We start from the raw sequence: 14,826 nt of genomic DNA, 5'->3' as shown, positions 1-14,826 counted from the left end.
CTTTATGGCTGAACAGACACCACAATTGTGGGTGGGAATAGTCAGTCTATTTCCTGAAATGTTTAATGCTATAAGCGAGTATGGTGTAACTGGGCGTGCGGTAAAACGCGGCTTAATAAAGATTGAGTGTTGGAATCCTCGTGATTTCACTCATGATCGTCACCGTACGGTGGACGACCGGCCTTACGGCGGTGGCCCTGGTATGTTAATGATGGTGCAGCCCTTACGGGATGCTATTCATGCTGCCAAACAGGCTGCTGGTGATGGGGTTAAGGTGATTTACATGTCACCGCAAGGGCGTACCTTGAAGCAAGATGGAGTAATGGAGTTAGCTCAACAGCAAAAGCTGATTATAGTTGCTGGTCGCTATGAAGGCATTGATGAACGCTTGATTCAAGCTGAAGTTGATGAAGAATGGTCGATTGGGGATTATGTGTTAAGTGGTGGTGAGCTGCCAGCAATGAATATGATAGACGCCGTCTCACGGTTAATTCCGGGAGTTCTGGGGGATAAAGCTTCAGCTGAGCAGGATTCATTCTCTGATGGATTATTGGATTGTCCACACTATACTCGTCCAGAGGTTTTGGATGGGCAAGCAGTGCCCCAGGTATTGCTAAGTGGTAACCATAAAAAAATCGATGAATGGCGCTATAAACAGGCACTTGGGCGAACCTACTTGAGGCGACCGGAGTTATTGGAGAATCTAGCTCTGACTGACAAGCAAGAAAAGATTCTTGCTGAGTTCATCCAAGAGCAAACGCCCTTGGATAATAAATAAAGATTCAGTTAATTCTAGGAAATAGTAATGAGCAATATCATTAAACAGCTCGAAGAAGAGCAATTGAAGCAAGACGTACCTGCGTTCGCCCCTGGTGACACAGTAGTCGTTCAAGTTAAAGTAAAAGAAGGTAACCGTGAGCGTTTACAAGCGTTTGAAGGTGTAGTAATTGCTAAGCGTAACCGCGGTTTACACTCTGCATTTACTGTACGTAAAATCTCAAACGGTGAAGGCGTTGAGCGTGCATTCCAAACTCACAGCCCGATAGTTGACAGCATTACTGTTAAGCGTCGTGGTGACGTTCGACGTGCTAAGCTTTACTACTTGCGTGAACTTTCTGGTAAGAAAGCACGTATTAAAGAAAAGTTGGCGACTAAATAAGTCTACTTCTTCGAGAATAAAAAGCCCGCTAATGCGGGCTTTTTTTATGTTCGTTAAAAGGTTTAGGCGACAACTTGTAATACTGAGTTTTCGCCATCAACACCATTGGCTTCGTAACTGTCGGCCACCCAGTCATTATCGTAAGCTTCTGTACCATCACTTAGGCATAACTTGTATTTGAACTGGTAACTGGTCTGCTGGTCGGTTGGCACGTTTACTACCACCTTGAACTTACCGTTTTTTAGTTTGGTTAGTTCGATAGGCTCCCATTGATTAAACTCTGCCAGCAAGAAAATTTGCTGAGCGTCTTGGCTGGCTACTTTTTCAATTTCAAAGGTAACTTTTACTTCAGGCTTCGATTTAAGATACTGTTTTTTTAACGGCATGGTGTCTCCTCCCAGAGATATTGTAAATCCGTATACAATGTGACCAAGTTGATTCTTTCAAAAAAGTGAGAGCTAGGTCAACTGTTGATTAATATTTTTACAGTTGAAAGTGCTGCTTAAGTATCTGCCCTGTGAAAATGGTTTTTAGATAATAACCCCTTGGTAGTGTTTCAATTAGCCCTCCATTGGGGCCTATTGCAGCAGTGCGAGCCTTGTTATTAGCGGCCTTAGGACGTAATTGCAGTACTTGTCCGTGGCGGGCTGTTATTTGATCTATTTGGCCAAAAGTGATCATTTCCATCAATTCTTCCCAATCTGATCGGAGCAGTTGCTCTTGCTCGACATTTGGGCTCCATAGGATCGGATTTGCCACAATGCGTTGATCGATAGGGATCTCTCGCTCCGCTAATATTGGGATCCACAATACCCGCGAAAGCTTATTGTATACATTGCTGTTGTGCCAAGTTAAACCTGCAACATTGGTGAGGGGGGTAATACATACATAGGTGCTTTCTAGTGGCTTGCCCTTTGAGTCAATAGGGATTGTTTTCAGCTCTATGCCTAGTTCAGGAAAATCTTGAATAGGTTTACTGCCAGCGCTTGCGCCTAAGCACCATTCAATCAGTTGACCTCCCCAGCCTTTTTCGCGCTTAAAGTCAGCGGGCACCTTAAAGCCTTGTTGTTGCGCTAGTTCTCCTAGAGTTAATCCAGCTAAAGATTGCGCGCGTTGATAGAGTTCGGCTTCACTATTAGGTTTATTTGTCATGCTTAATTCAAGCTTGCTAAAAATACTATTGTATAGAAGCTAGTCAGTAATTGCAGTACCAAGAATAAAGCCTGTTTTTCTTTGTTAAGTTATTGAATTAAATAGCTTTAGCGCTTTTTGTTCGTGGCGTTGACTTGAATGATGACAGTTATTCATGGCTATCTATGAGTTACACACAGGTTTATGCACATAATCTTTGGATAACTATGGCTAATTGTTATTAACTTGGTTTTTATTAACAGCTAAGGCTGATTTAACTAAGAATGACGATAATTGAAACAGAATTTTAAGACTAAATGCTGTTAGTTCTAGATTGTTTGTTTTTTGAGCGTTTAAACTTATGTACAAGTCTAAGCCTGTATTATTTACTGCTAACAGTTGGTGTTTGTGTTTAACTTGTTGTATTTAATCATTTTTATTGCATTTTCTTTTGTTGGTTTTAGAGGCTTAGTTACTTATTTGTAGTCGTTACTGGCTTTTACCCCAAGTTATCCACAGACTTTCTCACAGATAAATCGAATAACTTCACTAAACCTTTGTTATTACAATTTAACGCCTTTGTGATTGCTGTATTTGCCGCGCTAGACGATCTGTGAAAGAATCAGTTTATCTATAGTTTTTTAGCTGAAGGTTGTTTCAGTGATTGATGGGGATGGTTATCGTCCCAACGTTGGCATCGTTATTTGTAATCAGCGTGGTCAGGTATTGTGGGCACGTCGATATGGTCAACATTCATGGCAGTTTCCTCAAGGTGGTGTAGATGAGGGTGAATCTGCTGAACAAGCGATGTATCGTGAGTTACATGAAGAGGTCGGCTTGTTGCCGCAAGATGTAAAAATTCTAGCAACAACCAGACATTGGCTACGTTATAAATTACCGAAACGCCTAATTCGTTGGGATAGTCCGCCGGTTTGTATCGGACAAAAACAAAAATGGTTTTTACTGCGTTTAGTGGGTAAAGAATCGAGTATTAAATTTGATTGTTGTGGTCATCCTGAATTTGATGATTGGCGCTGGGTAAGTTTTTGGTATCCGGTTCGGCAGGTGGTGTCGTTTAAACGCGAAGTGTATCGCAGAGCGTTAAAAGAATTTGTGAATATCGCTATGCCTTATACACGACCTGAAAGAACGCCACCAAAGGACAAAAGACGACGTTTTAAGAAACGCAAAGGAGCTTAACGAGTGCTAGGAGAGTTACGAGCCATTGTTGAACAGGTAAGCAATGCCGATACTCTCGACGGTGCTCTGGCGATCCTTGTAGAGAAAATACGTTTTACTATGCAAACTGATTGCTGCTCAGTTTATGTTACAGATGAGCAGCAACAAAACTTGGTGTTACGGGCTACCGATGGCTTAGCATTAGAAGCTGTTGGGAAAGCGTTTGTGCCGCTCGGAGAAGGCGTTGTTGGCCAGGTCGCTGTTCGCGAAGAGCCGATAAACTTAGCTGATGCTCGATTAAACCCGCATTTCAAATATCTTCCCGAAACCGCTGAAGACGGTTTTTTCTCATTTCTTGGTACTCCGATCACCCACCAGCGCAAAGTACTGGGCGTATTGGTGGTGCAACAGTCTGAAACTCGAAGTTTTGACCAAAGTGAAGAATCCTTTTTAGTGACTTTAGCCGCCCATCTGGCGGGGGTGTTAGCCAATACTGATATTCAAGCAGTCCTTAGTGAACCAACTAAACACAAGTGGACTCACGCCATTAAGGCGGGATCTAGCTCTAGTGGAATTGCGATTGCTAAAGCGTGGATAAATCGCTCTACAGCTGCTTTAGAGCAACAACAAGTAGACGTGTGTGACGATATTCCCCATCAAATAGAGCGCTTCAATTCAGCGCTTATTGTCACTCGTGAAGAGTTTCATAGTCTTGCCATTAAATTGTCCGAACAATTACCTAAAGACGTAGCGTCTATTTTTGATGTTTATCAGCATATGCTCGCTGATGCGAGTTTGGCCGGCGATATTCGCAACAAAATTGAAGAAGGTTATCAGGCGGAAGGGGCTTTACGCTTAGTGATTGAACACTATGTTAAGCAGTTTCAAGAAATGAATGACCCTTATTTAAAAGAGCGTGCGGTAGATGTTAAAGATGTTGGTTTACGTTTATTACACGCTTTAGAACTTGGCCCTGATGTCGAGTTATTACCCACCGAGCCGGTTATTGTTGTGGCCGAAGAAGTCACTGCCACCATGTTTGCACAGATACCTCGGCAACTTTTAGCCGGTGTTGTGTCTCAACGGGGGGCCGCTAATTCTCATGCGGCTATTTTGGCCCGAGCCATGGGGATCCCTGCATTAATGGGGTTAAGTTTTAATGTTAATAAGCTGCGCGGTTGTGAATTAGTGTTGGATGGGTATTCAGGTGAGCTGTTTGTTGAACCTGAACAAATTATTAAAGATGAATACACTGCTCTATTAGTGCAAGAAAGCGAAATTAATAGTTTAGTGCAGCTGGATTTAGATAAGCCTGCAATAACGAAAGATGGTTTACGGCTTGAGTTGTTAATTAATGCAGGGCTAAGTGCAGATAGCGATATTGCAATAAATGCCGGGGCTGATGGCGTGGGGTTGTATCGCACAGAAGTGCCTTTTTTAATGCAAGATCGTTTCCCTTCTGAAGAAGAACAATTTGTTCGCTATCGCGATATATTGAGCCGTTACCAAGGGAAAGATGTTTGTATGCGAACCCTGGATGTTGGGGGCGACAAGCAATTACCTTATTTTCCTATTGTTGAAGAGAATCCTTTTTTAGGCTGGCGTGGGATTAGACTGACACTTGATCATCCAGAAATATTTTTAGTGCAAGCCCGAGCAATGTATCGCTCATCCATTGAGTGCGGTAATTTGTCGATCATGTTACCGATGATTAGTTGCCTAAATGAAGTTGACGAAGCGTCTCGTTTACTGGAGCAAGCTTGGGCAGAAGTTGTTGAAGAATTGCAGCTGAAAGAGCCCCCGATTAGACCTAAACACGGGGTAATGCTGGAAGTGCCTTCAGTATTATTTCTGTTACCAGAGTTAGCCCAACGGGTCGATTTTTGGTCGGTAGGTAGTAACGACTTAACCCAATATTTATTGGCTGTAGATCGTAATAATACTCGGGTCGCTGAGCTATTTGATACTTTTCACCCGGCCGTGGTTAGGGCGCTTAACCAAATCATTGAGCAAGCCAATGTATATAATACACCGGTTAGCTTTTGTGGAGAGTTGGCTGGCGATCCGGTTGGGGTTCTATTGGTCATTGCGTTGGGGTATCGTCGCTTGAGTATGAGTAGCTTCAATTTGGCAAAAATCAAATACATTATTCGTCATATAGAACATAGCGATTTGTTTGATATGAAGGAAAAAATCCTTAAATGTCAAAGCGGTTCGGCTATTTATACTTTGTTATATGAGTATTTAGAACAACAACAAATGTCACAGTTAGTACGTGTTAGTAAACATTAACCTTCTTCGCATGCGTGAAAGCTTGTTTCATGGCGTAATTCGCTGCAAAATGCCCATTCTTTTTAATTCTTAAATAGAGCAATTTATCGTGTCTACACCTTTGCAATTCCCTGAGATTGACCCGATCGCTATTAGCATCGGTCCCTTAGACATACGCTGGTACGGTTTAATGTACTTATTCGGCTTTCTATTTGCGATGTGGCTGGGTAATCGTATGGCCGATAAACCCGGCAGCGGTTGGACGCGTGCTGAAGTCAGTGACTTATTGTTCTATGGTTTTGTGGGAGTGATTATCGGCGGCAGAGTCGGTTATGTGATGTTTTACCAATTCCCTCAATTTTTAGATAATCCTTTATATTTATTTAAGATTTGGACTGGCGGAATGTCTTTCCATGGCGGCTTGTTAGGTGTGATTACCGCGATGCTGTGGTTTGCTCGCCATACTAAACGGCACTTCTTTACGGTGGCTGATTTCATTGCTCCCCTGATCCCCTTTGGCTTAGCCACTGGTCGCTTGGGCAACTTTATGAATGGCGAGTTATGGGGGCGGGCCACCGATATGCCTTGGGGGATGATTTTCCCTACAGGCGGTGCGGTAGTTAGACACCCTTCGCAACTGTACGAAGTGGTTTTGGAAGGGGTTGTACTACTGATTATTTTGCTGGCTTACGCAAAACGTAAACCGCCGATGGGGGCTATTTCAGGCGCGTTTTTGTTAGGTTATGGTAGCTTCCGATTTATTATCGAATTCTTCCGTGAGCCAGACAGCCATTTAGGTTTGTTGAGTTTAGGCATGAGCATGGGGCAGATTTTGTCATTGCCGATGATCATATTCGGAGCCTTGTTTATCGCATGGGCTTACCGTCGCAACACCACAGAGAGTAAAGCATGAAACAGTATTTAGATCTTTGTCAACGAATCGTGGACCAAGGTACCTGGATCGAAAATGAACGTACCGGCAAACGTTGCTTAACCGTTATTAATGCTGATTTAGAATACGATGTGGCGAATAATGAGTTTCCGTTGGTCACCACGCGGAAGAGTTATTGGAAAGCGGCTATCGCAGAGTTACTGGGCTATATTCGAGGCTTGGATAACGCGGCTGATTTTAAAGCCTTAGGAACACCAACATGGTTAGCTAATGCTAATGAAAATGAAGCATGGTTAAACAACCCCGCGCGTAAAGGCGATAACGATATGGGGCGTGTTTATGGTGTTCAAGGGCGGGGGTGGCGCAAGCCAGAAGGTGGTACTGTAGACCAACTTAAAAAGATTGTGGATGACTTATCAAATGGCATTGATGACCGTGGTGAGATTTTGTCATTCTATAACCCCGGTGAATTTCATTTAGGCTGCTTACGCCCTTGTATGCATACCCATACTTTTTCGTTGTTGGGTGATACTTTGTACCTTACCTCGTCTCAGCGCTCGTGTGACGTGCCGCTTGGCCAAAACTTTAATCAGATCCAAGTGTTTACATTTTTGGCTTTGATGGCTCAGATTACCGGGCATAAACCTGGTAAGGCTTACCATAAAATTGTGAATGCACATATCTACGAAGATCAGCTTCAGCTAATGAAGGATGTTCAGTTAAAACGTGAGCCTTTTGCTGCCCCCAAATTGCATATAAACCCCGATATAAAGTCGCTGAAGGACTTGGAGACATGGGTCACATTAGATGATTTTGAAGTGACGGATTATCAATTTCACGACCCTATCGCTTACCCCTTCTCGGTGTAGCCCCTTTTAAATCGCAGCTGAGTTATTTGTTAACTCAGCGATGTCTACTTCTCAGTTTTTCTGTTAACCAATGGTTAAACTGTTGTTTTTCTGCCTTATCATCGGAAATTCCGATGATAAGCGTAGCTACAAGTGAATATCTTTCATTACATCACTGAGTAAAATACTTAGTTCATTTTACTCAGTGAGCTGTTATGAAATCATTTATTGATCGTTTTCTTCGAATGGAAGCTGCCGGCGGCATATTATTAATGCTTGCTGCTGTGGTGGCTTTGTTTATGGCCAACAGCGCTTGGTTATCTCCAGCCTATTTTGCTTTTCTAGATACGCCTTTTCAGGTGCGTATTGCTGAACTCGATATTAATAAGCCATTGTTGTTATGGATTAACGACGGCTTAATGGCCATTTTCTTCTTGGTCATTGGCTTGGAAGTTAAGCGCGAAATGGTTGAGGGGGCACTCTCTTCGAAAGAGAGGGCTTTGTTACCGGTAGTTGCTGCCGTTGGTGGCATGGTTGTCCCTGCTGCTGTATACCTTCTGTTTAATATTGGGGATGCTGAACTCGCCAAAGGCTGGGCAATTCCTGCTGCTACAGATATTGCTTTTGCACTGGGAGTCATGGCTTTATTAGGTAAGCGTGTGCCTGCCAGCTTGAAAGTATTCTTATTGGCATTGGCTATTGCTGATGACTTGGGAGTTATCGTGGTTATCGCCTTATTCTACACCAGCGAAGTCGCGATTATGCCGTTGGTGTGGGCTGTTGCGGCAACGCTAGGTTTGTGGATGCTAAATAGGCGTGGCCACGCAGGCTTAAGCGCCTATATGTTGCTTGGCCTAGTGCTGTGGGTTGCGGTACTTAAATCTGGGGTACACGCTACCTTAGCCGGTGTGATTGTAGGCTTTATGATTCCAATTAAGGCAAGCACCGGTGGCTCTCCCTTGAAGAAGTTAGAGCATGCTTTACACCCCGCCTCTAGCTTCTTCATTGTGCCTATTTTCGCGTTTGCCAATGCGGGAGTGCCGCTGGCAGGTATTAGCTTAGAAAGCTTTCAAAGCCCGCTTGCTTTAGGTGTTATCCTTGGCCTGCTGGTTGGTAAACCTCTAGGTATTTACACTTGCAGTCGCTTAGCGATTCGCGCAGGTTGGGCTAAGCTGCCAGAGGGCGCGAATAATACCCAATTACTCGCCACTTCTATGTTGTGTGGTATTGGCTTTACGATGTCTATTTTTATCTCTTCACTTGCCTTTGCTGGCCAAACTGATTTGATAGGGCTATCGCGTTTAGCTATATTGGCTGGGTCGGTTACTGCAGCGTTGCTTGGCTATGGTTTATTGCATTGGTCAACCCGTGAAGAAGCCGCCAAGTTGGCTAGTAGTCAGTCGGGAGAAAACAACAAATCTCTCAGTGCGTCTTCCGTTTAGATTCGTGAAGGCCGAACGTTATTAATCATGCAAACCCCGTCAAGGGGTTTGCTGTTAGGTAAGGCATGTCACATTTAAACTATAACCACTTATATTATTTTTGGATGACCTATAAGCGCGGCTCCGTGACCGCGGCAGCTGAAGCTTTATTTCTCACCCCCCAAACAGTTACTGGCCAGATCAAGCAGTTAGAGCAACGCTTAGCGGGAGAATTATTCATTCGCCGTGGCCCTAAAATTACGCCTACAGAATTAGGCCAATTGGTCTACAAATACGCGGATAAAATGTTTAGCCTTAGTTACGAGATGCTGGATATTGTTAACTACTCTCAACAAGAAAAATTGTTGTTTGAAGTTGGGGTGGCTGACGCACTATCTAAACGTTTAGCAAGTCGAATTCTTTTATCGGCAGTGCCCGCTGATGGAAATATTCGATTGCGTTGCGTTGAATCAACCCACGAATTATTGTTATCTCAACTGGCAGAGCACAAGTTAGACATGATCCTTTCTGATTGTGGCTTAGACCATGCTCAGCAAGATGGCGTATTAAGTAAAAAACTGGGTGAAAGTGGTATCGCCTTTTTTGCTAATGAACCTTTACCCTTGTTACCCTTTCCTGCATGTTTAGAGCAACGTAGTTTACTGTTGCCAGGTCGACGTAGTTCCTTGGGCAGAAAACTTTGGGCTTGGTTTGATGAGCTAGGGTTAAAAGTATCGGTATTGGGTGAGTTTGATGATGCTGCCTTAATGAAAGCTTTTGGCGCTTATACCGATGGTATTTTTGTTGCCCCCGCTATTTATACAGAAGAAATTTTGGCTAACCCTAATACCCACTTATTAGGTATCACTAATGAGCTAACAGAAGAGTACCACCTGTTGTTTGCTGAGCGCATGATTCAACACCCTTCGGTTAAGCAGCTATGTAATAGCGATTTCTCTACCTTGTTTTCTGGGAAACAGCAGTTACAGAATGTCGATGAAATTCTGAATTTTAGTCGCCGCTAAGCAACGCGCAGCGGTAAATATTCTTATAATATTTATGAACAAATTTAACTCAATAACAAGAAGATATGTCTGCGCTTGTTAGTGAGGCTTATATCAAATAAATTGGTTTGACCTTGGTTGTTTATTTGAAGCTAAGCATGTTTAACACTTATCTTGCTTAATTATTGCTCTCCCAAGCGTTAGTCTACGCGTTAGCAAAATCACAAAACAATATGTTGAGTCGTCGTGCAATTGCCTAAGCGCGTTTCGCTGCGAACTCCCTACAATAATAATTGTTGGCATAAAGACCAACATCAAATGTTTCTGGTAACTCTTTGTCTTGGTTGTATTTAAGTTTCCATTCATTGAGCTGTATTACAGAAGCCTTGTTAAGCCTAGGTCCATCTCAACCTGGTTTAACGAGTGATGCCTAGGCATCTGCGCGCAGAAACAAACGGTAGTTGGGTAATAAAAATTCGGTTAACACTAAACTTTCCCATGTTTGGCTTCTGTATTTTAATCAGCGAGTAAGCGTATGAGTGGCCTAAGGGCTACGAGTACGGGAAAGGAAGCAAATCATGAAAAAGGTGTTCGCCATCAGTATGGTGGCTGCGTCGATCTCTGCGCAAGCAGAAATAGCCGCTACCCATATATATCATAATCACATGCCAAATTTTTGGCCTTACTACGACATTAGCCAATATGACGGTTTATCTATCGGGGAGCCGGTTCGTTATACCTACGATGGGCAAGTCATTAATCTAAAAAATAATCCTCCTGCTAATTACACATTTTTTATACCAGGTAGTGGCGCTCCGATGCCACATGATGATTTAGTCTCGTATTATCAGCATCATGCGAAGAAAGGGGCGTATTTAAGCTGGCCCATGGATACCGCCAAAGGCAACAATGGTAATCATCCGCAAAGCCAAACGCACGTTACCATGTCTGCATCGGTGATCAATAACGTGCAAAGTTTTGCCGAACTTGGCAATTTAGACGGCTACAATTCTGGGTGGGGGGCATATTGGCGTGATACCCAAAATAGTACTAAAACCAGTGGTGGGTTTAATGCTTTAGATACGATTCACTTTTCTGGGCACCATACGATGGGGCCGCTGGTAGGTAATGAATATTTCTTAAAAGATTTAATCTACCAAAACGTAACACTTGCCCAAGACTATTTTTTGGGAGATTCATTTAAATCTTCCAAGGGCTTTTTCCCGACAGAGTTGGGTTTCTCTGAGCGGATCATTCCGGTATTAACCAAGTTAGGTATTGAATGGTCGGTATTAGGCAACGTGCACTATTCAAGAACCCTGCGAGACTACCCTTACTTAAATGACCCCGGCAAAGATACCCTAATCTCCCCTCCTAACCGTGCTGATTTACAAAATGTCAGTGATATTGGTTCATGGGTAGATCTGCACATGTTTAACGAACAACAAGTTACCCATAATAAGTTTCCGTTTGCTTCTATTCCACATTGGGTGCAATACGTCGATCCTAATACTGGTGAACAGCATAAAGTAGCGGGTATTCCTGTAGAGCAAGCTAGCTCTTGGGAAGAGGGCTATCAATGTAAAGTGACGGCTGATGCGATAAAAGCGTTTGAAGGGGATGCCGCATCTATTGGCAGAACCCAATACTTTACTATCGCCCACGATGGCGATAATTCTGCTGGCTGTGCGGGTGATGGTAATACTTGGGCAAATTCGGGTAATGTCACTTATGCCGACAGCGCAGTGCGAGGCATGGGAGTAGATGAGTATCTACAAGCTTACCCTATCCCCGCGGATGATGTGGTGCATGTGCAAGACGGATCTTGGATTGATACCCGTGATTCGTCGGCAGATCCAACGTGGTATCACTGGCATATTCCTATGGGGGTTTGGCGTGGCCAAATGGCCGAGTTTAATACAGCTAATGGCACTGATTTTGTCGCTAGTCGTGAGCATATGGTGTCGCTTGAACTCGGTTACCATTATTTAGAGCGCAACTTTGCTTTATTACAGGCCGCAGAAAACTATGCTAAAACCGCAGAGCAAATTTGGTTGGACAATAATCCAAATTATTGGAGCCCAAGTACCGCTCGCGATAATGAAGTGACCTACCCAGGTAATCAATTAAACCCCTGGATGATGTCTTTTCCAGTAAAAGGCGACGTCAACAACAACTACGCGGGTGGGGCAAACCCTGCTGAATTAGGCTGGTATTTCTTACTTGCTTCTATTGATTCAGGCTTTGGTTACTACGACGAGAATGTTGATGATGGTGTAAAACCGACGGTTTCGTTTAACCAGTCTTTGCATTTCACTACACCTTACGTAAACGCCAATATTAGCCAAGATAAAACCGGCCCGTCTCTTTGGTGGCCGCAACGTTATCCTTATAACCCCGGCAGTGCCAACTCAAGTAAAGCGGAAGGGTGGGCAACGGTTTATGCCGATACCAAGTTTGCTATTTACACCTACGGCTATGATGTGAGCAATATTCAGGACATTCAAGTCAAGGTTCGAGTGCACAAAGACAAATGGGCAACGGCTACCGATAAAACCTTTAAGTTATATGACCCTAGTGCGCATAGTACCGATCCAAATGTTGACCCCTCTAGAGTGGGTGAATGGCAAAGCTTCAGCATGAACGAGCGTGACTTAAGCGGAGATATTAATGGTGTAGATTGGCAACCCTCTGGTAAAGAAATGTTTGAAGTGGTGCCCGCTGAAAAAATCGGCAACATGTATTTCACCTACATTGATCAATACCAAGAGCAGTTATTGGATTACTACATTGAAGCCACTGATAGTAAGGGGAATGTTACCCGTTCTGACATTCAGCAAGTGTATGTGGGGGCTGGTCAGTTTAGCAGTGTAGGCGGAAAAACCGTTGAAGACGTAAACGGCGCGATTGCGGGCGAAGCGGTATTCTTTACCGATACTGTGGTTATTGGTGATAAACGTCCTGTGGCGGTGATTGATGCGGTTGGTGGTGACGTGGACTTAGGCACTGTAGTGACCTTAAGCGCTGCAGGATCTAGCGATGAAGAAGGCCCCATTGCTAGCTATTTATGGAGCACTGGCGAAACGACCCCTTCGATTACTCTGACTCTTGATGAACGTAAAACCGTATCAGTTACGGTAACCGACAGTGTCGGGCAAAAAGCGTCAACCAGTATCACTTACCGTATCATTGGCCAGTCGGTAACTACGACTCTTTATTACCAAGACAATAGTGGTTGGGGACAAGTATGTTTGCACTACACTATAGACGGCGCAATCACTTGGACAACTGCGCCAGGCGATCCAATGCACAGTTTGGCTGACAACTGGTATAGCTTAACGGTTGATTTAGAAGATGGAAGCCAACTAGAGTTTGCTGCCAATAATTGTAATGGGGTGTGGGACAGTAACGGTGGTCAAAACTACCAGGTTGAAGAAGGCAGCTGGAATGTTGCTGCGGGTGCTATTGCTGCGGGTATTCCAGATGGTTTAGACTCAAACGTGGCTCCGGTTGCACGCATTAGCCCTGCTAGCCAAACAGTGGCTAAAGGCACAGTGCTAACGCTAAGTGGCGCGGGTTCGACTGATAGTGATGGTTCCATTGCTAGTTACAATTGGAGTACGGGAGAATCTACCGAGTCAATTTCAGTGACCGTTAATGAGACTCAAACCATTAGCCTATCGGTGAGTGATAACCAAGGAAAAACAGCGAATACTTCAGTAACCTTAACGGTTGTACCTAATAAAGCGCCTGTAGCGAGTATTTCACCTGCGAGCCAAACCGTTGCAGTGGGAACTACCGTAAACTTAAGTGCTGCGGATTCAAGTGATGAAGATGGAGCTATTGCCAGCTACTTGTGGAGTACCGGTGAAACGACGAGCAGTATCCAGGTCGTTGTTGATGTGTCTAAAACCTTGAGCGTAACGGTTACCGACAATGAAGGCGCCACCGCTACTGCTGAAGCAGTATTAACGGTGGAAAGTGATGAGAACGCTAAAAACTTCAATCAACTTAACTTCCGTGGTACTGCAAACGGTTGGGCTGCAGCTGCGATGAACTTGGTTGCCGATAATACTTGGCAGTTAGTGGTTGAATTTGATGGTCAAGCTAATCAACGCTTTAAGTTTGATGTGAGCAATGACTGGAGCCAAAACTACGGTGATAGCAACGCTGATGGAGTATTAGAGCAAACGGGTGGAGATATCTTCACTACGGTATCAGGTTCTTATTTGGTTGAAGTGAACGATCAAACTTTGGCGTATAGCCTTACAGAGTTGAACGCAAACCAAGCGCCAAGCGCAATTATTGGCGCCTCTGCGACTCAGGTAGATATTGGTCAAAGCATTACTTACAGCGCTGCTGGCTCTAGTGATAGTGACGGTACTATTACCGGTTACCTATGGAGTAATGGCTCTGTAAGCGAAACCACTACGGTTACTTACAGCACGCCAGGCTCACACGACATGAGCCTAACAGTGACTGACGATGGAGGTAAAATCGGCCAAGCATCGGTAGTGGTAGAAGTGGTTGACCCTAACGCTAATTATACGGCTAACTTAGCTCAGTTATATTTCCGTGGTACTGCCAATAATTGGCAAACCACGGCAATGACATTAGTGGCTGATAACACTTGGCGAACTACGGTGAGTTTTGATGGCCAAAATGATCAACGTTTTAAGTTTGATGTAAATGGTGACTGGTCAACTAACTTTGGTGATAACAACAATGATGCAGTGTTAGATCCGTCCGGTGGAGACATCTTCACAGAAGTGGTAGGCAGTTACCTTGTTGAGGTGAATGACACCACCATGCAATATACGATTGTTGCGCAATAGCAATACTTGTATATAAGCCCTTAAGCCGCTAAATAGCGGCTTTTTTGTCGGCTAAAGAAGGGCTGAAAATGGGGTTTATCTAGCGA

The 14,826-nt window shown here is 43.9% G+C and carries 11 protein-coding genes; 9 read left to right on the top strand and 2 right to left on the bottom strand.

Going from position 1 to position 14,826, the window contains the following annotated elements; all coding sequences use genetic code 11:
- The first annotated feature begins 4 nt into the window (after positions 1-4).
- Entirely contained in the window at positions 5-778 is a 774-nt protein-coding gene (gene trmD / locus M0C34_RS16290) for a tRNA (guanosine(37)-N1)-methyltransferase TrmD (protein WP_371923084.1), read from the top strand.
- Between the two features lie 27 nt (positions 779-805).
- A complete protein-coding gene (rplS, locus tag M0C34_RS16285) occupies positions 806-1,159 on the top strand; it encodes a 50S ribosomal protein L19 (protein ID WP_248712726.1) in 354 nt (117 codons plus the stop codon).
- A gap of 62 nt (positions 1,160-1,221) precedes the next feature.
- On the opposite strand, the gene M0C34_RS16280 is transcribed toward rplS, so the two are convergent.
- Positions 1,222-1,545, bottom strand: coding sequence for an isoamylase early set domain-containing protein (locus tag M0C34_RS16280; protein WP_248712725.1), 324 nt, complete (start codon positions 1,543-1,545; stop codon positions 1,222-1,224).
- Between the two features lie 97 nt (positions 1,546-1,642).
- Positions 1,643-2,311 carry a DNA mismatch repair endonuclease MutH gene (mutH, locus tag M0C34_RS16275; RefSeq protein WP_248712724.1) on the bottom strand — a complete coding sequence of 223 codons (669 nt, stop codon included), beginning with the start codon at positions 2,309-2,311 and terminating at the stop codon, positions 1,643-1,645.
- A 639-nt stretch (positions 2,312-2,950) separates the two neighbouring features.
- Here mutH and rppH point away from each other — a divergent pair.
- The 7 genes from rppH (at position 2,951) to M0C34_RS16240 (ending at position 14,740) form a co-directional block, all read left to right on the top strand.
- Positions 2,951-3,490, top strand: a complete 540-nt coding sequence (gene rppH, locus M0C34_RS16270; protein WP_248712723.1) for an RNA pyrophosphohydrolase — start codon at positions 2,951-2,953, stop codon at positions 3,488-3,490.
- A 3-nt stretch (positions 3,491-3,493) separates the two neighbouring features.
- A complete protein-coding gene (gene ptsP, locus M0C34_RS16265; RefSeq protein ID WP_248712722.1) occupies positions 3,494-5,761 on the top strand; it encodes a phosphoenolpyruvate--protein phosphotransferase in 2,268 nt (755 codons plus the stop codon).
- A gap of 85 nt (positions 5,762-5,846) precedes the next feature.
- Entirely contained in the window at positions 5,847-6,653 is an 807-nt protein-coding gene (gene lgt, locus M0C34_RS16260; protein WP_371923138.1) for a prolipoprotein diacylglyceryl transferase, read from the top strand.
- A complete protein-coding gene (locus tag M0C34_RS16255; RefSeq protein ID WP_248712720.1) occupies positions 6,650-7,501 on the top strand; it encodes a thymidylate synthase in 852 nt (283 codons plus the stop codon). The genes lgt and M0C34_RS16255 overlap by 4 nt, the downstream gene beginning before the upstream one ends.
- A 194-nt stretch (positions 7,502-7,695) precedes the next feature.
- Positions 7,696-8,922, top strand: coding sequence for a Na+/H+ antiporter NhaA (gene nhaA / locus M0C34_RS16250; RefSeq protein ID WP_248712719.1), 1,227 nt, complete (start codon positions 7,696-7,698; stop codon positions 8,920-8,922).
- Positions 8,923-8,987: 65 nt separating this feature from the next.
- Positions 8,988-9,926: a transcriptional activator NhaR gene (nhaR, locus tag M0C34_RS16245; RefSeq protein WP_248712718.1), complete on the top strand. Its 939-nt coding sequence runs from the start codon at positions 8,988-8,990 to the stop codon at positions 9,924-9,926.
- A gap of 557 nt (positions 9,927-10,483) precedes the next feature.
- Positions 10,484-14,740 carry a PKD domain-containing protein gene (locus M0C34_RS16240; RefSeq protein WP_248712717.1) on the top strand — a complete coding sequence of 1,419 codons (4,257 nt, stop codon included), beginning with the start codon at positions 10,484-10,486 and terminating at the stop codon, positions 14,738-14,740.
- The last annotated feature ends 86 nt before the right edge of the window (positions 14,741-14,826 follow it).

The sequence above is a fragment of the Agarivorans sp. TSD2052 genome, assembly GCF_023238625.1.
GTDB lineage: Bacteria > Pseudomonadota > Gammaproteobacteria > Enterobacterales > Celerinatantimonadaceae > Agarivorans.
Note: the sequence above shows the minus strand (reverse complement) of the source record. Positions and strands in the feature narration are given on the sequence as shown.

Coding starts and splice junctions, on each gene's coding strand:
- trmD (WP_371923084.1), top strand. CDS start 5: ATGGCTGAACAGACACCACAATTGTGGGTGGGAATAGTCAGTCTATTT.
- rplS (WP_248712726.1), top strand. CDS start 806: ATGAGCAATATCATTAAACAGCTCGAAGAAGAGCAATTGAAGCAAGAC.
- M0C34_RS16280 (WP_248712725.1), bottom strand. CDS start 1,545: ATGCCGTTAAAAAAACAGTATCTTAAATCGAAGCCTGAAGTAAAAGTT.
- mutH (WP_248712724.1), bottom strand. CDS start 2,311: ATGACAAATAAACCTAATAGTGAAGCCGAACTCTATCAACGCGCGCAA.
- M0C34_RS16255 (WP_248712720.1), top strand. CDS start 6,650: ATGAAACAGTATTTAGATCTTTGTCAACGAATCGTGGACCAAGGTACC.
- nhaA (WP_248712719.1), top strand. CDS start 7,696: ATGAAATCATTTATTGATCGTTTTCTTCGAATGGAAGCTGCCGGCGGC.
- nhaR (WP_248712718.1), top strand. CDS start 8,988: ATGTCACATTTAAACTATAACCACTTATATTATTTTTGGATGACCTAT.
- M0C34_RS16240 (WP_248712717.1), top strand. CDS start 10,484: ATGAAAAAGGTGTTCGCCATCAGTATGGTGGCTGCGTCGATCTCTGCG.